At 39.6% G+C, this 25618-nt stretch carries 17 protein-coding genes; 2 read left to right on the forward strand and 15 right to left on the reverse strand.

Annotated elements, in window-relative coordinates; genetic code table 11:
* Nucleotides 1-414 precede the first annotated feature (414 nt).
* Both RCJ93_RS07700 and RCJ93_RS07705 read left to right on the forward strand, forming a co-directional pair.
* Nucleotides 415-1224 (forward strand): Cof-type HAD-IIB family hydrolase, encoded by an 810-nt coding sequence (locus RCJ93_RS07700; RefSeq protein ID WP_446738729.1) that lies wholly within the window; start codon nt 415-417, stop codon nt 1222-1224.
* Nucleotides 1225-1249: 25 nt separating this feature from the next.
* The gene (locus tag RCJ93_RS07705) at nt 1250-2107 is read left to right on the forward strand and encodes a DegV family protein (RefSeq protein ID WP_446738730.1); all 858 of its coding nucleotides are present in this window, start codon (nt 1250-1252) and stop codon (nt 2105-2107) included.
* 52 nt (nt 2108-2159) lie between these two features.
* Here the strand turns inward: RCJ93_RS07705 and RCJ93_RS07710 are convergent, their stop codons facing one another.
* From RCJ93_RS07710 to uvrA, 15 genes are all read right to left on the reverse strand, one after another.
* Nucleotides 2160-3626: an alpha-amylase family glycosyl hydrolase gene (locus tag RCJ93_RS07710; RefSeq protein WP_446738731.1), complete on the reverse strand. Its 1467-nt coding sequence runs from the start codon at nt 3624-3626 to the stop codon at nt 2160-2162.
* A gap of 176 nt (nt 3627-3802) precedes the next feature.
* On the reverse strand, nt 3803-4159 hold the full coding sequence (locus RCJ93_RS07715; protein WP_066784757.1) for a YisL family protein: 357 nt from the start codon (nt 4157-4159) through the stop codon (nt 3803-3805).
* A 166-nt stretch (nt 4160-4325) separates the two neighbouring features.
* Nucleotides 4326-5228, reverse strand: a complete 903-nt coding sequence (locus RCJ93_RS07720; RefSeq protein WP_446738733.1) for a fumarylacetoacetate hydrolase family protein — start codon at nt 5226-5228, stop codon at nt 4326-4328.
* Nucleotides 5229-5269: 41 nt separating this feature from the next.
* Nucleotides 5270-6454, reverse strand: coding sequence for a DUF418 domain-containing protein (locus RCJ93_RS07725; protein WP_446738734.1), 1185 nt, complete (start codon nt 6452-6454; stop codon nt 5270-5272).
* 11 nt (nt 6455-6465) lie between these two features.
* Nucleotides 6466-10131: a helicase-exonuclease AddAB subunit AddA gene (gene addA / locus RCJ93_RS07730; protein WP_446738735.1), complete on the reverse strand. Its 3666-nt coding sequence runs from the start codon at nt 10129-10131 to the stop codon at nt 6466-6468.
* Nucleotides 10112-13621 carry a helicase-exonuclease AddAB subunit AddB gene (addB, locus tag RCJ93_RS07735; RefSeq protein WP_446738736.1) on the reverse strand — a complete coding sequence of 1170 codons (3510 nt, stop codon included), beginning with the start codon at nt 13619-13621 and terminating at the stop codon, nt 10112-10114. The genes addA and addB overlap by 20 nt, the downstream gene beginning before the upstream one ends.
* Nucleotides 13622-13673: 52 nt before the next feature.
* A complete protein-coding gene (locus tag RCJ93_RS07740) occupies nt 13674-14300 on the reverse strand; it encodes a TVP38/TMEM64 family protein (protein WP_370454623.1) in 627 nt (208 codons plus the stop codon).
* Between the two features lie 329 nt (nt 14301-14629).
* Nucleotides 14630-15820 carry a PDZ domain-containing protein gene (locus RCJ93_RS07745; RefSeq protein ID WP_236717670.1) on the reverse strand — a complete coding sequence of 397 codons (1191 nt, stop codon included), beginning with the start codon at nt 15818-15820 and terminating at the stop codon, nt 14630-14632.
* Nucleotides 15821-16035: 215 nt separating this feature from the next.
* Nucleotides 16036-17466 carry a S41 family peptidase gene (locus RCJ93_RS07750; RefSeq protein ID WP_150283713.1) on the reverse strand — a complete coding sequence of 477 codons (1431 nt, stop codon included), beginning with the start codon at nt 17464-17466 and terminating at the stop codon, nt 16036-16038.
* Nucleotides 17467-17547: 81 nt separating this feature from the next.
* Nucleotides 17548-18123, reverse strand: coding sequence for a peroxiredoxin family protein (locus RCJ93_RS07755; RefSeq protein ID WP_446738739.1), 576 nt, complete (start codon nt 18121-18123; stop codon nt 17548-17550).
* Between the two features lie 162 nt (nt 18124-18285).
* Nucleotides 18286-19563: a murein hydrolase activator EnvC family protein gene (locus RCJ93_RS07760; RefSeq protein ID WP_446738962.1), complete on the reverse strand. Its 1278-nt coding sequence runs from the start codon at nt 19561-19563 to the stop codon at nt 18286-18288.
* A 57-nt stretch (nt 19564-19620) separates the two neighbouring features.
* Nucleotides 19621-20505, reverse strand: a complete 885-nt coding sequence (gene ftsX / locus RCJ93_RS07765) for a permease-like cell division protein FtsX (RefSeq protein WP_150283710.1) — start codon at nt 20503-20505, stop codon at nt 19621-19623.
* Entirely contained in the window at nt 20495-21181 is a 687-nt protein-coding gene (gene ftsE, locus RCJ93_RS07770; RefSeq protein ID WP_066784729.1) for a cell division ATP-binding protein FtsE, read from the reverse strand. Before ftsE ends, ftsX begins: the two co-directional genes overlap by 11 nt.
* A gap of 213 nt (nt 21182-21394) precedes the next feature.
* Entirely contained in the window at nt 21395-22591 is a 1197-nt protein-coding gene (locus tag RCJ93_RS07775; protein ID WP_446738740.1) for a DUF4097 family beta strand repeat-containing protein, read from the reverse strand.
* 157 nt (nt 22592-22748) lie between these two features.
* Entirely contained in the window at nt 22749-25613 is a 2865-nt protein-coding gene (gene uvrA / locus RCJ93_RS07780; RefSeq protein WP_446738741.1) for an excinuclease ABC subunit UvrA, read from the reverse strand.
* Nucleotides 25614-25618: the final 5 nt, after the last annotated feature.

Raw genomic sequence — 25618 nt, forward strand, 5'->3', positions numbered from 1 at the left:
GAACCACTCCCCTTTGTTAGTTATTCTAAAATATATATAACCTTTAGAAATACATTAAACCCTTTATTGTGAATAAACTTTGACTAAAGCCTTATTGAAAGGATAAACTTTAATATATCTTACCAACTGAATCAACTTCATAAATAGTGTATAAACGAACGTTTTGATTTTAATCATTCAGAATTTCTGCCAATTAACGCTTCGTTTCAGACTGCGTTTTTCACAGACTTACACTATAAAATAAAGAACGTTCGGTCATTTCAACTATATGGTGAAAATGATTCAGCTATTGACATTTAAACATTTAAATATTTAAACATATGTATTCCTATGATGAAAATTTTACTTAAATCACAGGACTAGCTAAATTTGGACTACACATCAACAAAACAAATAAGAAAAGGAGTTATCAGCATGGCACAACAACATTTAATTGTTTTAGATTTAGATGGAACCCTATTAACTGATGAAAAAGTGATTTCTGATAAAACAAAGGCCACATTGCAAAAAGCTAGAGAGGCCGGACATGAAGTCATGATTGCAACAGGAAGGCCCTATCGTGCAAGTAAATTGTTCTATCATGAACTAGGTTTGCACACACCCATCGTCAATTTCAATGGCGCATTTGTACATCATCCTCTAGACCAAAACTGGAAGACAGTACATAAGCCGATTGACTTAAAAGTTGTACAAGAAGTCGTAGAGTCCTTAAACAGAGAACAGTTTGAAAATTTAATTGCTGAAGTCATGGATGACGTATATGTACAATACCATGATGAGAAGCTATTAAATATTTTTAGTATGGGTGACCCGAAAGTAACGACGGGAGACTTACATCAATATCTAAAAGACAATCCAACAAGTTTGTTAATTCAAGCGAAAGAAAGCAGCGTGCCGGGCATTCGTCAATACTTGGCAGACACGAAAGCCGAATTGATTGATCATAGGCGTTGGGGAGATCCTTTCCCAGTCATAGAAATCGTACGTCATGGCTTGAATAAAGCTGTCGGCCTCTCTCATGTTGCCAAAGACCTAGGCATTCCTCGCGACCGCATTATTGCTTTTGGCGATGAGGACAATGACCTTGAGATGATTGAATATGCAGGTGTAGGCGTAGCAATGGGCAATGGCATTAGCCAACTTAAAAATATTGCGAATGAAGTAACAACAACCAACAACGAAGACGGAATTGCTGAATTCCTTATCGATCGTCTTCATATATAGAGAATAGAATACAGGGGGTTTTAAAATGAGAATTTACGCAGATAGCGCATCTGATTTGCCAAAGTCTTTTTATGAACAAGAGGATGTTACACTTATCCCGCTTCGCGTTCATCTAAAAGGAAAAGAATATGATGACATCATTGGCGTCGACATGGATGAGGTTTATCAAGCCATCCGAGATGGAGAATCATTAAAAACCTCGCAAGCTTCACCCGAACGTTTTTTGAAGGAATTTAACGCTTTAGGTCAATCCGGCGAAGAAGGAATCTACATTGCTTTCTCATCTGAACTTTCTGGCACCTACAATACTGCCGTCATGATGGCTCAGCAGGCAAAAGAAAATTATCCAGATTTAAAGCTAACTATTATTGATACAAAATGTGCCTCTCTTGGTTATGGACTAATCGTTAAAGAAGCTGCCCGCATGAAGAATGAAGGCAAATCTTACGATGAAGTGACGGAAAGAGCGCGATTTAACGCACTCCATATGGAACATTTATTTACAGTAGATGATTTAGATTATCTTGCAAAGGGTGGCCGACTCTCCAAAGCTAGTGCTTTTATCGGTGGCCTATTGAGCATTAAACCCGTTTTAGATGTAGAAGATGGAAAATTGGTACCTATCGAAAAATATAGAGGGCGCAAAAAAGTATTTAAACGCCTAATAGAGTTAATGAAGGAACGAGGCGACTCACTTTCTGAACAAGTGATTGCCATTAGCCACAGCGATGACCTCGCTGCAGCAGAAGATATGAAAGCATTGATTGAGGAGAATTTCCATCCTAAAGCAGTAGAAATTCATTTAATCGGATCCGTCATTGCAGCACATACAGGGACAGGTACTATTTCCGTCTTCTTCTTAAATCAGCTGCCCGAAAAATAAAAGAATACAAAAAAAGCTCTTTCTTATCTTTTCGATAAGAAGAGCTTTTATTTTATGCTTTTTTCCCTCTACGCCCTCTACGAAGCAACAAAACAATGAAGGTAATAAAGATGACATACACAAGTCCTAGCGCAATCATATACGGAATATTAATTCCCTTATGGTCAGTAACTTGGTAAAACTCAACAAGTTCGCGATCTAAAACGATGTTATATTTTTCATCTTCTTTTTGTTGTCGCACAATATCTTTTTCAAAGATGCCGTGCAGTTCCTTATTATTACCAATCACAGAAGGATCCAAAACATATCTTTTTGTTTTATCAGTATTATTGACAACTATAATCCATTTTTCTTTTCCTGCGTAACGTTCATATACCATTAAACCATCTTTATTTTCTAACAGCTTAAATTTCCCTGTACGCAATGCCTTAGATTTGTTTCTGACTGATTGAAGATCTTCAATATATGAAATAATATCATCTTTTGTACGGAAATCCATTGGTGCATGCGATTCATCTGTAGTCACGCCATTTTGCGCTATTTCAGTACCATATGAAACAATCGGCACACCAGGCAATGTCATGATTGCCCCCAGCGCAACTTTAATACGTGTAGGCGGGAACATGTTTTCTTCAGCAGATGCATGTGTAAAGCGAGCACTATATAAATCATCAAGCATTAGGGCAACAGGCTTTTGCGAGGTATCGTTAATACTATTACCTAATGGCTTCTCTAGCTGTGAAGAGTCTTGATCCACATTTTTAAAGATAGATTGGTATGTATCAATCGTATCTTTATTTACTTTCAAATCAAAATCAGCATCGCTCGGCTCATTTGTAATCACATACAAATTTTTATTTTTTTGTTTAAGTGCTGTAATCATTTTATTGAGAAATGCAGTGTCTGCTTTGCCAAGCTCCGTTAATCGGATACCATCCACTTTATACTTACCTACAAAATCTACCGCTGCTTGTACTAATGCATCCTGTACAGCAGTATTGGATGTATTCCAGTTAATGCGGTCAGAATTTGCTAGCTCGTACCAGTCTTGATGGCCTTTTTCTAATACCCATGCATGATTTTTACTTACATTATTAATCGGAAAATCTGCCATCGTTTTAATATGGTTTTTATGCAATGTTCCAATTAATGATGAGAATTCTTTGCCTGTACCGAAATGGCGCTCAATTTTGTTGTAATCTACAACGGCTTGTCCATCATATGTTTCGGATGAAAAAACAGAACCTAATGAAAGCATGGTAAAACCTAAGTCTTGAAAATACGAAAGCTTTGTAGCGATTCCATCAAAGTCTCCACCATGAAAAGCTTTTGGATCTTTTGCATTAATATTATAATCATTCTCTACATTTTTATCGAAAAATCGGTCTATTAATACATCATAAATACTTTCATTTTGAATTTCGGGTGTCTCTTCTTTCGCAGATACTGCCGGGGCTGCGCCAATTGCCGTGGCCAGCAATATGGATGCAACTGCAGTACTAATCCATTTTACATTCAACTCGAAGTCCTCCTCTATAGAACTGTCCAACATAATTTTAACAAACGAATAACAATCTCTCCATACGTACTTGCAAAAAAAATGTAATCCTTCTGTAATTTCAACAAAGTTGTGAATGTCCTTTGACAGAAAAAAACACACATTCTTACCGAATGTGTGCTTTAATATACTGCATTTTAGATATGAAGGAAACCTAATGGCAAATGTGCTCCCATATATACAGTGAATACAAGGAAGATAATAAAGAGCGCCCAAAGTACGCCAGTAGATTTTGATTTTTGTTTGCGAACTAGGACCATTTCCATCATGCCGATTACAAGTAATCCGCCCAATAGTTTTAATCCGTATTCCATTGCCATAGAGCCTGCCATTGCAGAACTAAATACAACGCCGCCTGAAATAATGATTAAAATGTAGAATACACGTAAAATCATATGTGTGATTTTTTGGCCCTTAGAGCCGTTTTGCATCATAACAGCTACGAAGAATAAAATGACTGCTATAATAACCGATGTAAAATGTAAGTGTATCATTTCGTATTTTCCCCCAAATAGTTATTGTCTTATTTATCCTACCAAATTTGTTATGTACTATACAAATTTTAGACCGATGGATAATAGATTCCATCGGTCTAATTCTTAATTCTGTCATAATTATTTCAATAAATGTAGATTAAAAGAGATACACATGTCAGCTTCGTTATTCAAAACTGTTTACCAAAGTTCCGATTCCTTCGATTGATACTTTCACCACATCTCCTGCTTTCAGGTATTGCGGTGGATTCATGCCCTTCCCGACACCTGCAGGAGTGCCCGTCAAAATAACATCTCCAGGTTCTAACGTTACTAATCTAGAAATCTCTACTATTAAATCTTCAACAGTGTGCACCATATCTAGGGTTGTACCATTTTGACGTACTTCGTCATTTACCTTTGTCACAACAGTTAAATTCTGCGGATTAGGTAATTCATCTTTTGTCACCAAATAAGGTCCCATTGGGCAAGAGCCATCTAAACTTTTGCCTAAGAAAAATTGCTTATGTTTACCCTGTAAATCTCGAGCGGTAATGTCATTGGCAATCGTATAGCCAAACACATAATCAAAGGCTAGGTTTTTCGGTATGTCTTTCCCCTTTTTGCCAATCACAACAGCTAGTTCACCTTCATAATCCAATTGAGATGTTACATTTGCATGTATAGGCAAAGTTTGTTCGTCAGCAGCAATAGCTGTCGGTGCTTTTGTAAATACAACAATATCCTCAGGAGCTTCTACTGCACCCATTTCTTTTGCATGCTCATTATAATTTTTGCCAACGCAAATAATATTTTTAGTAGTACGCGGTATAGGCGCCAACCACTCAATATCATTAAAGCTATATTTAAAGTGAGCTGGGTTCTCTGATTCTTCAGCAGCTCTTACTAGTTTGCGTGTTTGCTCCACAAATTCAAAGCCATTCGTCATGCCTTCCACTATTGTCTTAGCATAAGATGGCAGAACTTGTAGCTCTTCTTGAATAGCAAGTACATCCCAAACTGCTTCTTCTTTTTTCACCTTTGGACCAAAGCTCAATTGATCATTATAACGAAAAGAAAGAATTTTCATAAATGTAGCACTCCTTTTTTTACCCATCATACAACATTTACTTAAATATTTCCTCTTTTTTCGCTAAACTTTCCATACGTAATACGTTTCCATAGGCTTTCTAGTGGTCCTTGGCGAAAAATCAATAACCAAAAAATAGAAAAAACTGCTAAAATCGCGTATATTCCAAGCACTAACCAGGTGATTGTATCAAGACCTAATTTTCCATAAAGCCCTAATCCAAAATGATAAAAAATAATTGTACAAACAAGGGATTCTAATAAGTAAACAGTTAATGACATTCTCCCTGCCATCGCAAAAGGCAATAAAATCTTCGTTGCATAAGGAATGCAACAAATAAGAATGATAGCACTAGCATATCCAACAGCTAAAAGCGGTCCACCGAATTGCATTTGAATGCTATCTAGAAAATAAGTGCGATCCATTGTATAAGGCAACATTTTTAAAATAATTCCAAGTACAATGAGCACGACCGCAGTCACAATCCACTTAGATAGATGATTCTTAGCACTTTCTATTAACTTCCATTTAGCTGCCGCGGCTCCAATTAACATGAAAGGTAGTATGGTGAACAAGGCCATAATCCACATAGAAGGAGAGAATTGTACGCTCGCATCTGTTAAACGCTGCTGGAACGCATCCATCCAAGAACCGCCCCCATAAGCTTTAATTGCACTTTGAACAGCTTGTATATCCGCGTATTCAAATGTATCAGATGAAGCTTTAACTAATGAGGCAATATATGCCAATAAAGCTACCAAACCATTTATTGCTCCGTAAAATAGCAAACCAATCGCTAATAAAAACTGGGGCTTCATACGAATCAAGCTAATGGCAATAAGTCCGCAGAAAGCATACATCATTAAAATATCTCCCCACCAAAGAAACAGTACATGAAGCAAACCGATGATGAATAGCACCACCAAACGTTTTACGCTCAATTTATAAAAACTGTTTCCTAGTGTTTCCGCCTTTTCCTGTTGCATCGCAAGACCATAGCCGAACAATATGGCAAAAAGCGGATAAAAACTGCCCTGCACGAGAACATCCAACCATTTATGATATGAAATATCAAGCGGCGTTGAAAAATACGTCTTTAAATCTACATATGGTACTGGCGTACTGAATGCAAACATATTTACGAGAAGAATGCCAAGTAAACTGACCCCTCGCAGAATATCTATGGTAGCGACTCTCTCTTTGGTCGCCGTTGGGGTACTCTGCACGTCTATTCCTCCTATAATTGTATAGAGTGATTAGCATTAAATGCGTAAATCACTTTCTCCGCTATTTCAATCTTCAATATCTCTTCTATTGCTTTTTTATAGAGTGAAAGCTGCACTTCATATCGCTTAACCATTTCAGTACGCAAGCCCTCTATTGTTTGCATATGGGGCAAAAGCCGATCCGTTTTATAATCGAGCAAAATCCACTTCCCGGTTGCATCCTTTAACAGGCAGTCGATTACCCCCTGCACAACCTGCGTATCTCCCTCATTGTCTGCAAGACTTAGCGTAAAAGGCATTTCTCGGTGAAGCTCTTGCGCATTCATAAAGCGGATGCCTGTTTCACTTTTAAAGAAGTCGATAATCTTATTCGGTTTCACAGCTTTCGCTTCTTCTTCTGTTAACAGTTGACGCTCCACTAATGAATCCACAAACCTGCGTACCGTTTCTTCGCTATGAAGACCTTCTTTTGGGATATGCTGCATCACTGTATGGATAGCTGTCCCCGTTTCTGCTGCTGTCAGAGATTGCTGCTGTAAAAATGCAGGCCTTTGTGCTACTCTTTGCTGATTTGGCGTGCTGCTCGTAAATAGCTCTGGCTCTTCTTGCGATTGTAGCTGCTGCAGTCTCTTTAATTCACTGACAGATGTTTTGGAACGTTTAGCAATCGCTCGTTCATATGCGTAAGGTTCGTCAAAGCGTCTTTCGATCTCTGCCACCATTGCCGGATTTACTTTCGCTTCTGGTAAAGATTCTTTATCCTCTTCTACTTTCTCTACCTCAGTTTCATACAAATCATTCACATGCAAAACATTCAATTTCCATTGAGATTGTTCTGCCCCTGCCTCTTTTCCATTGAAATGAGGATGTCTTGCAAATGCCGGTCCGATCCAATCTAAATAACTTTTTGCTTTTGCGCGAAGGTAGTCTGGAAGCATTTCTCCATCTGGGAGCTGTGCAGAATCCGTCCACTGTTTCTTCGCTTTCTCCCAATCTTTAATCGTTCCAAGTAAGAAAAGCTTCTCCTTCGCCCTTGTCATGGCTACATACAGAATACGCATCTCTTCTGATTTCATTTCTAGCGTTTTCTTTTCTACCATAGCAAGGAAAGGCAGAGAGGTGTACTGGATTCTCTTTTCTGGATCAATCATCTTCACAGCTAAGCCAAATTCTTGGTCAAATAAGTAAGGCAAATGGAAATCCATTTTATTAAATTCACGTCCAAGCCCTGCTACAAAAACAAAAGGAAACTCCAGGCCTTTAGATGAATGGATGGTCATGAGACGAACCACATTTTCCTTCTCACTGATGGCTTTAGCAGTTCCTAAGTCATTTCCCCGCAACCGCATGCGCTCTACAAAACGTAAGAAACGGAAAAGACCTCGGAAAGACGTTTTTTCATAAGCGATAGCCCGATCATGTAACGCACGGAGATTCGCCTGCCTTTGCTTGCCATTTGACATAGCTCCGACCATCTCATAATAATTTGTATCCATATAAACGCGCCATATCAAATCAGCCAGAGATCCGCGTCTCGCCAAATCACGCCAATCCTCCAGTTGCAATAAGAAACGCTGTAACTTCGAAGCAGTAGTGGCGTTTAACCCGGCTCCTTCACTACGCACGAATTGTTTAAGCGCTTCGTAGAATGATGCCTTCGGTTGTGCAAGGCGAATTTTGGCCAATTCATTTTCAGTAAGACCCACAAAAGGTGCTCTTAAAACCGATACAAACGGAATATCTTGATAAGGATTATCGATTGTTTTTAAGGTGTTTAACATAATCATGACTTCAAGTGCTTCAAAATAACCTTTTGAAATCTCCGCATACAATGGGATCTCCGCTGCCTTAAACTCATCCACCAAATCTGCAGACCAAGTCATTGAACGCATTAGAATGACAAAATCCCTATACTCGATGGGTCTTTCTTTTTTGGTCCATGGATCCATTACTGTCATACCTGAATCCATCATGCGTCTAATTTCTTTAATCATAAATCTAGCTTCTTGCTGGGATTTCTTTAACTCTTCTTCCTCGGATGCTTGCGAACCGCTTTCATCCTCATTCTCTTCGGTATATAAAATAGCCAATTCAATTGGCATTTCTTTTTCGTCATAAGGTGCTTGTGGTTTTAAAGCGGCAGCTTCATCATAAACCACTTCTCCTACTTCCTCGCCCATGATTTGTTTAAAAACATAGTTCGTTCCTTGTAACACCTGTGGACGACTACGGAAGTTCGCGTTCAAGTCTATACGGAGGCCTGAATTCTCCCCCTCATTGTAAGCTAGATACTTATGAAGAAATAACGTTGGTTCTGCTAAGCGGAATCGATAGATGGCCTGCTTCACATCACCGACCATAAACATGTTACCGTTTGATGCTTCACCTGTTTTGATGAGCTGTAGGATGGTCTCTTGAAGAAAATTGACATCTTGGTATTCATCAATTAACACTTCTTTAAAATGGGCCCGATAATCAAGTGCAACCGATGAAGGCACCATTTCGCCATCCACGTCTTCCGTTAAAATAGCTAATGCGTAGTGCTCTAAATCTGAAAAGTCTACTAATCCCTTTAAGCTTTTAGCTGCTCCATACATTTCGCTAAATTGTAAAGCCAGCTCTACCAACGTTGCAATCATCGGCTTCATAAAGCGTATTTCATCAAGCAGCCTTTCTGGAGAACGCTGAAAATACTTTTCAACTGGCTTTTCAAACATTTCTTTCACTTGCTTACGTTTCGCTTTTGCCATTTCTAGCAGTTCTTCATCACAGCTACCCTTCTTTTGGGCTTTCGCTCTGTCTAGTTTAGCCTTTTGGAAGAATGAATGAGCCTCCTGCCAGCTTCTCTCACTAACAAGAGCTCTTGCCTCTTGAAGTAGCACTAAATCCTTTTCTGCTGTTTCCCCGTATGCATAAGGACCATCTGGCAACAGTGCCAGCTGACGGATTTCTTGGGCAATGTGGATGGCCCCATCAATATCATGTAAAATGGCCTTTTTCACATATGGAATGAAAGGCAAATCATCTACAACAGCATCATCTGCAATGGCATATTGCTCTGGCAAGGCCAAAAGCCATTTAGACGGCTCTGGATTGACGCGTGACATTTCATATAGCTTAGAAATGAGCACTTCAATCGCCTGGTCATCTCGATCGGATGTAAAACTATCCACTAACCGGTAGACACGATCTGCATATTCACCGTCATAGGCCGCTTCTAGCACTTGCGCGAGAATATCATCCTTTAGCAATGCCGCTTCTGTTTCATCTGCAATGCGAAAACCTGGATCGATGTTCAGTAAATATGCATATTGCCGCACGATATTTAAGCAAAACGAATGCAGTGTAGAAATCTGCGCTTTATTAATCAGACTTAATTGTCTGCGCAAATGCTTAGAAGTAGGGTCTTTCTTGATTTCCTTTTCAAGCGCATCGGCCATACGATGTCTCATTTCTGCCGCAGATGCATTAGTAAATGTAACGACAAGCAGCTGATCAACGTCAATGGGATGGTCAGATGAAATGACTTTCTCAATCATCCGATTAATCAATACTGCCGTTTTTCCTGACCCTGCTGCTGCAGAGACTAGGATATCTTGTCCTGTTGCCCATATGGCCTTCCATTGTTCGTCCGTCCATGTCGCATCGTCTGGCTTTTTAGGTATGGCTGAGGTCATCGTGACCACTCTCCTTCCGTATCTTTTCAATTACTTGTTCTGGCTTCTCCAGCGATAATTGGCGATAATGCTGCGCTGGATCTGTTGTATCAAATTGACATACACTTTTAAATGAACAGAACTCGCATGCGGTACGCTGATTCATCTTGAATGGGCTTATGTCCGTTTTGCCTTCCAGGATTTCTTGGCCTGCCTTTTTATGCTTACTCCGAATAAAGTGTGTAAGTGAACTCATATCATCTGGCGCTATGATGGATGACATACCGGGAGATGCACTGCCGTCTTTTTTGACATAAACAGGCACGACTTTGGAATATCCTCCACTCTCAGCAAGATTTTCGTCCATCGCAAGGATTGATTGAGAATCATTTAATAATAGGCCACGCATTTTAAATTCCTTTAAACGCTCAGTTTCGGCTTCTTCTATTGATAAGCTATTAGATGCGCTTAGCATTGGGTTGTGAACATGAATATAAAGAACGCCGCCAGCTTCGGCATGGACCGGAAGCCATTCCTCTGAATTCGTAATGGCCACATCTAGGTATGTCAGCATCTGTAAAGATAGTCCATAGTAAACTTCATTTAAATCCAGCTTGCGGGCAGATGATTTATAATCGACAACGCGTATATACGGTTTACCATCAATGGTTGTTGCATCCACACGGTCAATTCGGCCGCGCATTTGCATTTTTTTATCGTTGTCCAACTGAATAATAAGTGGTGGCAAAGGCTCATTCGGCCCAAAAGCTGCTTCAATCGCAATGGGTTTAAAGCCCGACACTCTTGCATGCTGGCTAAGCGACTGTAGTGTACGTTGTACGATATAGGTCAACTTTCGAGCAATATAACGGTAGCGTGCATTGCTTAATAAAATTTGGTGATATAAAAGTGGCGATATTTCTTCAACAGCTTTTTTTGCTAAATGCGCACATTGCTCATTCGTTAATTGGCTCCATGAGAGGTGTAGACGATCCGTTTCTTCACTAATCCATTTCAAAGCAGCATGAAAAAGATCGCCGATTGTAGGTGTTTCTAAGCGATACTCTGCTCTTTCCTCCAGATTTAATCCATACATTGAAAAATGGGAGAATGGACAGCGATAAAACTTCTCTATTCGCGATACACTTGAAGTCAATGTAGATCCATAAAGGGCCTCCGTCATTTCAGGTGTTAAAGGTTCAGCCTGACCATGTGTTTTTAATGGACGCATTAAGCGCTCTAAAATGGTTCGCCAATAAGGATCCTTCTCATAATATTGTTGAAGCGCTAACCATTCAGGACTTAACTCTCCACGTTCCTGTTGCATCCGTAGTCCTTTCATTAAATACGCAAGCGACGTACGCGGATGCACAATATATGACATAATATCAAAAGCCTCAGTCGATTCCGTCGGATCAACAAGCGCCATTGTTTTACGTATGTTTTTCAGTTGATCTTCCAAGCGTTTGATATACAGAGACGGTAGCAGTGCCTTGTTTTCTTCATCAGCCATCGCATAAGAAACAAACAAACGATGGGATTGCATAGTAAATGCATGGTAGGTGATAAATTCTTCTTCTAATAAGCGAGTTTTAGAGGTTGGTGCGATTTCATGCCCAAGTCTTGAAAACCACTCACGCTCGCTGTCAGCTAATATCCCTTCATAATCGAGCCGTTTTGGATATACACCATCATTTACGCCAATTACAAAAACTGCCTTAACATGTGTTAAACGAGCTATATCAGCTGATGCTATTGTTATTTGATCTAAAGAAGGAGGAATTCTTGAGAACTCCAATGTATCAAAGCCTTCATCTAAAATCTCAAAGGCTTCTTCTAAATTCATAGGCTGATCGCCAAAAAGAAGAACAAACTGGTCTAGGATATCCACCCAATTTTTCCATGCTTGTTCATGCTCACTTGCTTCCAGTAAACGTCCTTTTTCAATTTCATAGTCCTTTAACGTTTGCAGCTTATCAAATACTTCTAGCGTCTCCATGAAACGATAAATGGATGTGGCAATATCTCTACCTGTAGTGGCTTCTTGCAATTCTGTTTCTAATGCTTTCAATGGCACACGAATTTTTTCGCGCACCAATTCTATCTCTTGTTGATAGGCCCGTTCTTCGTCTGTTTGATTGGCTGTATATAATTCTAGTCCGCGATATTTTTTGTAGAGCCAGCGCTCATCTTCAAACCAGCGATTGCCGTATATCCCCTTCGCCAAAACAAAATTTTCAAGTAAGTCTGCTCTTTCTCTCCATATTTGCTTTTCTGCATTCATCGGGAAAAATAAATCGGTTTTGACGGCACGGAAAATAGGCTCATACTGCCAGCCGGATTGGATAGCTTCCAAAGTTGATCGACTTAATTCAATCAACGGATGATGAAGCATCGGCTTCTTTTGGCTGACAAAGTATGGCAGATCATATTGAGGAAAGATGGTGTGAATGAGTGGATCATAGACATCCTGTTGACGATAAAGAATGGCCATATCTCGATAGCGCATACCATCCTCATGGACAAGCCCATGAATTTTTCGAGCAATAGCATGAACTTCTGCCCGACGATTAGATGCTTCAATGATCTCCGCACTGCCATCGCTCTCTTGTTGAAGTGCTGGAAATATATCAAACTGACTTTCTAAATGTCGTAAATCAGCCGTCTGAAATCTGTGTTGCTCCCTTTGATGGATAGTCGGTTCTAATTCAACGCCATTTCCCTGCGCTATTTCCATTAATTTAGCGCACGTTCTCGAAGATTGGTAGAACAATGCATGCTCATCTTCTGCATCTGCAACTGACTCCATCGGTAATACAATCGTTACGCGGCGCGCTGTTTTAAGCAGTTCCTCTACGACTTCTAACTCTCGTGTAGTAAATGCCGTAAAGCCATCTATATAAATATCTGCCTGTTGGATAGCAAGTGATTTTCCCAGTTGTGACGCTAATAATGGATAGTAGCCTTCACTATCAACATACGTCGTGCCCAATGATTCTTCAATCGCCCCTACGAGCAAATGTAAGTCATGCATTTTATCCTGTAGCGTTTTAGGCGCATCTACATCTGCAAAACTAGTCATTAGATTTGTCAGCGCTGTACTATCCAAACTATATCTGCTAAATTCCTTTAGCAATGACTCCATTTCAGCTGTAAATCCCCGTTTATCAGCAGCTTTCTTAAACAGAGCAAATTCTTCTTTGTGTTGGTCCAACAATTTTCGGATCAGCATTCGATAGCCAAAACCATTGACTTCTTTGCGGCTAATCCCACCTGTTTCTTGTAGAACACGCCATGCCAGTCGTTTAAAGGTTGTGACTTGTGCACGAATAAGCCCTTTAATACTATATTCGTGTGTCATATCTCTCTCGGCTGAAAATGACATCTGATCAGGCACAATTAAGAAAATCGGCGAACCAATTGGCTGCTCTTCCACTTTCGCCACAATTTCTTGTTGAATCAGGGCTGTTTTGCCCGATCCAGATCTGCCTGTTATGAATCGCAGTGACATACATAACTCCCGCTTTCTTTTCCTTAATTATAGCACAACACGAACGAGCGTTCTATTTTTGTTCATATTTAGATGAATTTCGCATTTCTTCTTTCATTTTGTTGTTCATTCGCGCTTCGACATGCTTTCCTCCCCACCATAAGAGAACCAGAACAACAACAATCAAGCCTGTCCTAACAGGATTCGTAATGAGTGCACGCAAATCTGATCCGATCCAACTAATAATGAAAATCATCACCAGTTTTGCCAGCATCACAGTGATTAAATAATTCTTCTTTTTAAGATTTGATAGTCCAGCCACCACATTGACAATAGCCGATGGCGTGAAAGGAAAACAAAGCAATATTAATAATGGGGTGAAGCCTTGGTATTCAACCCAATGTATAAGCTTTTGAACAGCTGTACGATTTGAAATAAAGCGCAGAATTTTGCTTCTGCCAAACTTTCTGATAATAATAAATACAGAATAAGCTCCTAACACTGCGCCTACCCACGAAAACAAAAATCCCCACCATAATCCATAGGCGCTAGCATTCGCCACCACGAATGCAGCTAATGGCAAAAACGGCAAAAAAGCCTCTAAGAATGGCAAGGCTATAGCTAGTAGAGTCCCAATTAAACGATAATGTTGTGCAAGCAACTGAAATTTCTCAATGGATAACCATTCAGGCACGATCATTGCCCCTTTCGACAAATCTTACTTTTATAGTTAAGACTAATATAGCCATTTATAAGTTGCGTTACGATTCAGTTAAAACTTTTTTGCTATTTTCGACATACAATTACCCATAAAATCTAATAGGGGGTAGTCCAATTATTATACAACACTTTGTGTAGAGGTGAGCGACAAAAGGATTGCCTTTATTTCGACAAAATGTTGTTCTCCAAAATACAAAAAGACGGCCTGTCCTTTCAGACAGCTACCGTCATAATAGATATGTTTCTATTTATACATACTCAGTTTTAAGGATTTATCTCTAGCTCTATCTTCAGCTAGCAACGTGTCTTCTAGCGAACTACTAGCAAGCCAATTCGATAGTGGTCATGACGATAAATGACATGCTGCCTTAACCGAACTTCTCCGTCCTGGTCAACCACTTCTAGTCGACAATGTGCTGCATTTATTTGGAGCGCTTCATATAATTCTTCTTCATTTGAGACCGGAATGCCATTGACTTTACGAATGCATTCACCCACTTGAATGCCCATAGCTGCAGCTGGGGAATCCGGCAAAACACCCGCAACCATCACACCATTATCTTTTGGCGTTACGGCATATGTACCATGGCGTTCACTTAATGAATATAGGATTGAAATGAAAATACGTCCAATTATACCGACAAATACTGCTGCGACTCCCATGATTGGAAAGAAGTAAGCAATAATTCCTTCAATTAAGACAAGCAGGCCCAGAATCTCGATTGTTTTTCCTACTTGTGGGTAAAAGTGTACCGGCAACAACTTTCTTGATCTCTGTTGAAACCCAATGACAAACGGTACAAGAATTAGTGAGAATGTATTGCTTCCTAGCGTAAACTGCGGCCAATATGGAACATATTCGTGAATCGCTCCACTCGGAATTACGAAGAAAATAGGCAGCATCCACAACCGTTTTGCAAGGTAGATAGCGGATGGTAAACCTCGTTCAGACTTTAATATTTTAGGTGAAGCAAGTTTTGCAGCATTCTTTACGACAAGAGCACCTTCCGCAACCAGCACAAGCCCAATTAATATAGGAATTGTACTTAACATCCCGACATGCATAGAATGACTTGTCACATCCCACTTCAAGAAATGCCAAGAGCCATCTGCAATATATGTATACCATAAGATAACAAATGCTATGCCAAGTGGATAAACAGCAGATGCTGCATGATAATAAAAAACAGCGATTAAAATAACGCCGACGACTGCACTGATCACAATAAATTGAATGGGAACTGTTAATCCTACGATTAAGCTTATGGCTGAGATGATAACCCCAGGCAACCAGCCTTCTTTCACCATAAGGATTGTCTCAGACCATCCCCAAAAAATTCGTGTCTTAAAGGATTTCCGTTCTGATTTTACACGCTGATAGCCAATTAAAATAGCGAATAAGATTCCTATATATAATAAAGGATTTAAAAAGAAACGGCCGATGCCTTTGATAATTTCCATGATTACATCTATGTACATACGTTTTGCATCACCTTTCATTCTCCGGCAGTTAATATAATGGTGCTTTCATTGTATCAAACAGCCGATTGAAAACGAAGTGTTTTAATGATTATGTACCATTTATCTTATATTAGGGAATGTAAAAGCGGTGAAAAGCAATAGTTTTCTCTTCTTCACTTTCTGGCTCATGAATTGCAAGATTAGCCCTGTAGGAAGCGGTCGAGGATGACTGCTCACCTACAGGGATTTTTCATCTATTTCAACTTTTGATTAATATAGCTAATCGCCATTTGGAGCTGCGTATCATTTTCTTCTTTCTCTCTATATTGAACCATCTCTTCACGCAGGGTTGTTAAGAATTCCTCATTCATTTCACTTTTGCCGGACAGATTGTGTTTATCACTATACTGTTGGACAGCTTTTGCTGTGGATTTATCATAATACCCATCCAATCGGCTAATTTGGTAGCCCTGTGTTTTTAATACTTCTTGGATTGATTGAATATCATCTGCAAAATCTCCTTCTTTAAATTTCCCTGCGATTGGTGGCAATTTCATATGAAATAGGGGATTTTGTTCCACTTCAACTCCAGCTTGAATACCCTTGCCATGAATCCATTCCCTTTTTGGTGTCAGCCATTTATTCGTGGAAAGCTTCAATTCGCCCCCATTAGATAATGGCCAAGTTTCTTGTACAGTACCTTTTCCAAAACTTTTAACACCAATAATCATTGCTCGATCTAACTCTTTTAACGCTCCACTTAGCACTTCACTCGCAGATGCACTTCCCTCATCTTGCAGCAGGACCATCGGCAGCTGTTTTAACTTTTCATCATAATCAAACGCGAGATCATCTTTTGCGACTTTTAAGGGCTCTTGATTGCCCATCGCATCTTCCATGTAGGCGAAAGTAGAATCCGGTTTAACGACACTTCCAATAACTTGTGCGACACTTTTGAGATATCCGCCGGGGTTGCTTCTTACATCAATGATTAAAGCTTGAATATTATTTTTCATCAGTTCGCTTGTTTGCTGGTACCATTCTTCTGCCGTCTTTTCACCAAAAACAGAAATAGCGATATAACCAATATTTTTGTCTTTTACTCCAATGAGCTTGCTTTTGACAGATGTTTGCGCAATTGCTCCTCTTGTAATTTTGATATCTACATGTCGGTTTTCTGAAGGTCTAAATACTGTCATGGTAAGGGTTGTACCCTCATCGCCCCTTATAAGTGCAAGCAATTGAGTTAATGACTTGCCTTCTGCCCTTTGCTTATCTATTTGGACGATTTCGTCATAAGGTTTAAGTCCCGCTTTCTCAGCTGGCGACCCTTTCATTGGCGACACGACAATAAACCGGCCTTGGCTTTGGGTGATCTCTGCTCCTATCCCTACACGTTCATCAGATAATTGCTCCTTATGCATTTTTGCTTCTTCTTTTGTATAGTAGGTGCTGTAGGGATCCTTCAAAGCGCCCGCCATACCTGTAATCGCACCTTCAACCAATTGTTTTTCCGTTGTACTATGAACCGACTCTTGGCGAATTAATTGATATGCTTCTCCAACAGGTTCTAAAGTTGTTGATTCAGCCTTCACTGCTTCTTTTGTTTTTTGGGACTTCATGAAATAGAAAATCCCTCCGCATACCAATACACTAATAAATAAATAAAGCCACCATTTTCGCATTAATCTCAGTCCCTCCCATATCTTTGCACTATATGAGAGAAAGTCCTGAAATAAAACTAAAATGGTGGACATGTTTTTAAATTATTTTAAAATCTTCATTGTATTTTCCATCATACCCTTATCCATTGGACCCACAGCTTTCTGCTTAATCTGCCCTGCTTCATTAATGAAAAAGGTAGTTGGAATTGTAACAATTTCGTACTGCTTTTGCTGTTCGCCTTCCTTATCCAATAAGATGGGGTACGTGATATCGTAGGATTCGGCAAACTCTTTAATATACTCTTTACTTTTGTCAGAGCTAGTCAAATTAACTGCTAAAATTTCCACATTATCTTTTTTATTCAAGCTTTTATAATATTTCTCCATATGAGGGATCTCTTCTTTACATGGTGGACACCATGTTGCCCAGAAGTTTAGTATTACTTTTTTGCCGCGATAATCCGATAGCTTCACTTTTTTCCCTTCGAGAGTCTTAAGTGTAAAATCAGGAGCATATTGTCCGATTTCCAATCCATTCTTTTCTGTCTCTTTTGTTTCTACTTTTGTGTATGAGGTGTCGACTTTTTCTGCTTCAGTTATTTTCGACTTTAAAAAGTTCGTGAGTGCAAAAACAATTAATGCTGCCACTAGCAGCAAACCGAAAACTTTCTTTTTCACTTTTTCGCCTCCAGCTTTGCATATCTATAAGAATTTATGCTTGTTTCCATACTAAAAATGCTATCACAATCTAATTTGAAAAGCCATGAATGCTATGTGAATAGATACGTTGGAAATAAAAAAAAGTTGCCGGCTAATTAGCCAGCAACAAATTCATTATGTCTAAAATGAGATATACCGCAAAGGATTGACCGCTCCTACTTTTTGCCCTTCCCATGGCGTTGTATGGATTTCAAAATGGAGATGGGTGCCGTATGCGCGGCCTGTCTGCCCCATATAGCCAATCACCTGGCCTTTATGAACTCTTTCGCCAACAGATACCTTATATTGGCTTAAATGTGCATAAACTGTCGTAAAGATATGTCCTTCAATGGAATGTGTCATCATGACCACATTTCCATAGGTAGACAAGGGACTAGCACGAAACACTACTCCATCGGAGGCTGCTACTACCGGAGTGCCCTCTTTATTCGCAAGATCAATACCATAGTGAAATTCTGCGCCTTCACCTAAATCCCGCCACCCGTGATTGGATGTCAGCCGCCCTACAGCCGGCTTTGTCCATGTTCCAAACGTGACCTCGGGCAGTTCGCCCGTCTCCATTTGAGAAGCAGCCGAAGTAGCTGCATTTGACGTAGAGGACATTTGTGCTGCTAGGTTTGCTAGTCTTTGCTGTTCTTCTTCAATCTCTCTTTTCACATTTTCACTCATCGTGACAGCTTCTGAGTATTCCTTTTCAAGGAGTCTCTTCCCTGTTTGCAGCTTTTTTTGTTCTGCTTCCAGTTTGTCGATTACACGATTTTTATCTATTATTTGTTCATCATACGATTTACGAAGCAATTCTAATTGTTCACGGTAGATTTTTTTCTTCTCTACTTTCCCATCAAGCTCTGCCTGTTTCTCTTCCAAACGCTCCTTTTTGTCGCGTTGTTCTCGTAAAATTTCGCGATCTGCTTGTAATAATGTATTCACAGCACCCACACGGTCAATAAAATCACCTAAACTTTGTGATTGTAAGACAAGGGTCACATAGCTTAAACTCCCATTGTTTTCTTGAAGAGCCCTTGCACGATTATCAAGCAATTCAGTACGTTGATTGATTGTTTGCTGCATGCTTTCAACCGAAACACTTAATTGGTTGATTGCTTTAGACATCTTGTGTTCTTTCGCAAGCACGGAACCAATTTTCAAATCAGTTCTAGTAAGTTTACGATCAAGGCTAGCGATTTGGTCCATATAATTCTCAATTGTTGCTTTATGTTGATTAATCTCAGAAGTTTTTGCATCTAGTTTTGAATGGAGTTCACTTTTTTCTTTATCCATTCTTTGCTGTTTACTATTTAAGTCCTTGATAGATGTTGCATGCACCTTTATCGTTGGCCATACTAGATCAAATGCGATTGTGGTACATAGTAAAGCTTTTAAGGCCCTTGATTTCATGTTCAACCACGAATCCCCCTGATATTCTTTCTCAACATTGCATATTTATGGCTTAACTTACACTTTTAAGAATTTACGTACAGACATAAAACTTCCCCACATACCGATGATTACGCCCATTACTAATATCAATGCATCTATTTCAATGATAAATGGAGAAACGCTTAGCAATTCGAACACTTCTCCCTTTAATCTTGGCGCTAGCGCACTGTGAATATTTGCATACGCAAGCGTTACAACTACAATCGGAATAATCGATCCTAAAATACCTAGCCAAATCCCTTCAAGTAAGAAAGGAATGCGTACAAACCAGTTTGTAGCACCTACAAGTTTCATGATTTCAATCTCTTTACTTCGAGCAAAAATAGTAATTTTGATAGTATTCGAGATTAAGAACATTGCAGTCAGCAATAAGGCAACGATGAGTACAATCCCCACATTTCTACCTGTGTTTAACACATTGAAGAGCTTCTCGATTTTCCCTTTCCCGTATAACGCTTCATATGTACCATCCATCTTATCAATTTGTTTAGCGATTTTCGCTGTCTGTTGAGGGTTGGATGCTTTGACATAGAGAACATTTCGCAATGGATTGCTTTGTTTAAATAAACTTAAATCGTTACCAAAGTCTTTCACTAAACCGCTTAATTCACTCTCTTTTGATGAATAGCGTATTGATTCTACCCCTGGCAAGTTCTTAATTTGATCTTGCAGATTGCTCTCATCTTTTTCATTTGCTTGTAAATCGATGAGTACTTTGATCTCCACATCGTTTTCCAGATCATCGGCAACTTTGTTTAAGTTCATCATAATCACCATAAATACGCCCACAAGCAATAGGGTTACAGTGACGGCACTGACAGAAGCAAATGTCATCCATCCATTTCTGGCAATTGATTTAAAGCTTTCTCGTAAATGACGCGACAAGGTGTTAAATTTCATAGCCGTAATCACCTCCTCGTTCATCACGAACAATTAGTCCGCCTTCAATGGCAACAACACGACGCCTCATATTATTAACGATTTCTCGATTGTGCGTCGCCATAATAATGGTTGTCCCTCTTGCATTAATCTCTTCAAATAAACTCATAATCTCCCAAGATGTATCAGGGTCCAGGTTTCCGGTTGGTTCATCGGCAATTACTACTTTTGGTAAATTGACAATGGATCTCGCAATCGACACGCGTTGTTGCTCTCCGCCCGATAGTTCATCCGGAAACATTCTCGCTTTCTTTTTTAAGCCCACTAAATCCAATACATCCATCACACGTTTTCGTATTTTTTCCGGATGTTCTTCTATTACCTCAAGAGCAAATGCGACGTTCTCGAAGACAGTAAGCTTTGGCAGCAGCTTAAAGTCTTGAAAGACTACGCCGATTTGCCTTCTTAAGTAAGGAACTTCTTTATTCTTTAAATTAGACAGGTTCATGCCATTCACAACAATTTCACCTGATGATGCTTTTTCTTCCCGATACATCATCTTAATAAAAGTCGATTTCCCAGCACCGCTCGGACCGACAATATAAACAAACTCCCCTTGGTTAATTCTTATATTGAGCCCATTCAGCGCTACAATACCATTGGGGTACTTTTTATAGACATTCTTCATTTCTATCATATTTAGACCACCTATGTTTTAGTAAAACTTGACTATTTTCCACTCTATTATATCACGGCACTATTTGTCTACCATTACAAGTGTATTTCAAATAGGTGAATTATTACTTGGGTGTTTCTTTTTATTTACTTGTTATTTAATCTACCAAAAAAAAGACTGCATCAAAAGAAAGCGTTAAAGCTTTCTTTTAAAGCAGTCTTCTTACCATAACTTTTAAAGGTTATATCGAACTATAACAGATCCAGTTTTTGTTTCCCCTTCAACTAGCAGAGTTTGTGTATCTTCAATTACTTTTGAGAATTGTACACTCTTTTGCAAGAACTGATTTTGTTCATTTTGTCGTTGGATATCCGGTAGACGCACATCTACTTTTCCTAAGTTTGAAGTGACTTCACCCTGTAGGGAGGTATTATTCGGTATATAAATTTCCACTGCACCAGCAATTGTTTGTGCACGGATATTCTTTGCTTTTTCAGTACGAGTCGTCACTACGACATGGCCATTAGCTGATTTCGCATCTAATTCTTCTATTTTCCCATCGACATAAATGCGGCCATTGACTGTTTCTACTTCTGCTTTTTTCCCTTTCACATCACGTAGGTCAATTGCGCCATTGGCAGTTTCTGCTTCCAATTGGTAAAAACCTACATTTTTGAAATCAATACCGCCATTCATTGTTTTAACTTTTATTTGCTCGATATCAATGTCAGCTGTTTTAAATCCCCCATTGAATTGGCGGATTGTAACGAAATCATATTTTTTTGCCGGAATGTAAATAGTAGCATCTAGGCGCAGTTTTTTAGTTGCAGAGACAATTCGTAATGTATCATCATCTGCCTTGCTGATTACACCTTGATTGAATTCTTTTAATATGTCATCTGACATTTTTCCAATGGTTGGTCGAATACGATATACAATTTTCGCGCTCTCTTCATTCGTTGGAATCAACTCGATATTACCATTGGGAATATCAATGCTAATATTAGAAAACGTAGCGTTTTGTAACTCTTCTATTTTTTCTTCTGAGGCTGAAGAACTCATAAACCCTTTGTCAAAATCGAATTCTTTCACTTTCGAGAAAGTTGTGTTCATTAAATTCACCAATTTCGTTCCAAATTGTGTGAAGTCTTTTCGTATTTCTTCAAAGAATTCATCTTCATTGCCCGATTGGCGTTGTTCAGTTGTCTGCTCCCCATACTGGTCACTTGCCATCTTCTCTTTTTCCGACTCATTTTCGAAATATTCTTTCTGTGGAGCAGTCTTGCTGCTATCAGTTGTTGCTTTATTTTCGTTTGGCTGTTGGTTAATGTTTATTGGCTGCTCAAGTTTTTCAAATAGTACGATTGCTTCTTGGGCGGTGATTGTGCCTTTTTCGACTAAATCCAAAATTCGTTTACGTTCATCTTGCATAATAACACCCTCCATTATTCGTCTTACTACATGTACGAATTCACTGGCAAAAAGTTTCATAATAACGGAAGGAGATATACCTGCCAAAGCTTACTTAGCTCACTAGGGCAGATAAATCTCCATTTCCAGTCATGCTATCTTAATCATTTTACTAATATTATTTCTGCGCTTTTTCGAGCGATGCTTCCATACGGGCGCGATCACGCTCTAATACACGATTCAAATAAAATCCAGTATATGAACCTTCTGTGTCAGCTACTTGCTCAGGCGTTCCCTTAGCAACCACAGTACCACCTTTATCTCCGCCTTCTGGTCCCATATCTATAATGTAGTCAACTGTTTTTATTACATCAAGATTATGTTCGATAACAAGCACAGTGTCGCCATTCTCTACAAGTCGATGTAACACTTTCAATAGACGCGAAATATCATCTGCATGGAGTCCTGTTGTCGGTTCATCCAATATATATATGGATTTTCCATTTGACCGTTTATGCAATTCAGACGCCAGCTTAACGCGTTGCGCTTCCCCACCGGATAATGTAGTCGCTGGTTGGCCAAGTTTGATATAACCTAATCCCACATCAACTAACGTTTGCAGCTTTCTAGCAATACGCGGAATGTTTTTGAAGAATTCCAAGCCATTTTCAACTGTCATTTCGAGCACATCAGAAATATTTTGGTCTTTATATTTTACCTCAAGTGTTTCCCGGTTATAGCGTTTGCCATGACATACTTCACATGGTACGTAAACATCAGGCAAGAAATGCATCTCAATTTTGATGATCCCATCTCCACGACACGCTTCACAGCGTCCGCCTTTGACATTAAAGCTAAAGCGTCCTTTTTTATAACCACGTACTTTCGCTTCATTTGTAGAAGCGAACACATCTCGAATATCATCAAATACTCCTGTATATGTTGCTGGGTTAGAACGTGGCGTTCTGCCGATCGGTGACTGGTCAATATCAATCACTTTTTCTAACTGCTCGATTCCTTCTATTTCTTTCACGTCGCCTGGCTTAATCTTGGCGCGGTTCAATTTATGGGCGAGCGTTTTGTATAGAATTTCATTGACTAACGTACTCTTCCCAGATCCAGAAACACCAGTTACCGCAACAAATACGCCTAATGGAATATCTACTTTTACATTTTTTAAATTGTTTTCTCTTGCCCCTTTAATCTTGATATAGCGGCCATCAGGGGTTCTCCGTTCAATTGGCAATGGGATAAATTTCTCGCCGCTTAAATATTTCCCTGTCAATGAATGCGGATTATGCATAACCTCCTGCGGTGTACCGGCAGCAACAATTTCACCGCCATGTGCTCCTGCGCCAGGCCCTACATCGATTAAATAGTCAGCGGCCATCATTGTATCCTCATCATGCTCAACAACAATCAATGTGTTGCCCAGATCTCTCATGCTTTGCAATGTAGCGATCAGACGGTCATTATCGCGCTGATGTAGGCCGATTGACGGCTCATCTAGAATATATAACACACCAGTTAACCGAGAGCCAATTTGAGTAGCGAGACGAATTCGCTGTGCCTCGCCGCCCGATAATGTGCCTGCTGCACGGTTTAACGTTAGATAATCCAAGCCAACATTGATTAAAAAGCTCAATCGCTCTTGGATTTCTCTTAAAATCAACCGGGCAATCTGCATATCTTTTTCCGATAGCTCTAGTTCTTTAAATAGTTGGAATGCCTCTTTTACAGAAAGCTCTGTTACTTCACCAATATGCATACCATTGATCTTTACAGCTAATGATTCAGGTTTTAAACGATGACCGTGACATGATGGGCATGGTTGCTGTACCATGTATTTTTCCATTTGCTCACGTACATAATCCGAGCTAGTTTCTTTGTAGCGTCGTTCTACATTTCTTAACACACCTTCAAAGAAAATATTTTGGTCTCGTACGCTTCCGAATTCATTTTCATAGTGGAAGTGAATGCTATCATTTCCCGATCCATTCAATATCTTATCCATTTGTTCACTTGATAGCTCTTTTACCGGCACATCCATTGGGATGCCGTAATGGTAGCAAACAGCTTTCAATAATTGAGGATAGAATTGTGAGCTTGTTGGAATCCATGGAGCAATGGCTCCTTCATCCAATGTCAAATCCCAGTCTGGTATGACTAATTCTTTATCTACTACTAGTTTAGAGCCAAGACCGTCACATCTTGCACATGCACCAAACGGGCTGTTGAAGGAGAACATTTTCGGTTCTAATTCGCCGATTGAAAAGCCACAAATAGGACAAGCGTGATGTTCGCTGAATAACAGTTCTTCATGTTCCATCACATCGACTACTACACGGCCTTCTGCAAGCCTTAACGCTGTTTCTAATGAATCGCTTATACGTGCCTCGACGCCTTCTTTTAAAACGATACGGTCTATGACCACTTCAATCGTATGTTTTTTATTCTTGTCTAATTCAATATTATCGTCTAAATCACGCAATTCTCCATCTATTCGTGCACGGACAAACCCCTGTTTTTTTAGATCCTCTAAAAGTTTTACATGTGTGCCCTTTCTCCCTTGGACCATGGGTGCAAGTAGTTGAAGTTTGGTACGCTCAGGATACTGCTTAATGCGATCCACCATTTGTTCAATGGTTTGAGAAGTAATTTCAATACCATGCTTTGGACAGATTGGTTTTCCGACACGAGCAAAAAGCAATCGCAGGTAATCATAAATCTCCGTTACCGTTCCGACTGTTGAGCGCGGGTTTCGGCTTGTTGTTTTTTGATCGATTGATATGGCAGGAGATAAGCCTTCTATCGCATCTACATCCGGCTTGTCCATCTGACCTAAAAATTGCCGTGCATAAGATGACAGCGACTCAACATAACGCCTTTGACCTTCAGCATAAATCGTGTCAAAAGCGAGAGAGGATTTCCCTGAACCCGACAAACCAGTAATCACGACTAATTGGTCTCTTGGAATGGTCACATCTATATCTTTTAAATTATTTGCTCTGGCGCCTTGTACTACAATCTCTTGATTTTTCAAATTGG

The organism is Rummeliibacillus sp. BSL5 (genome assembly GCF_052928305.1).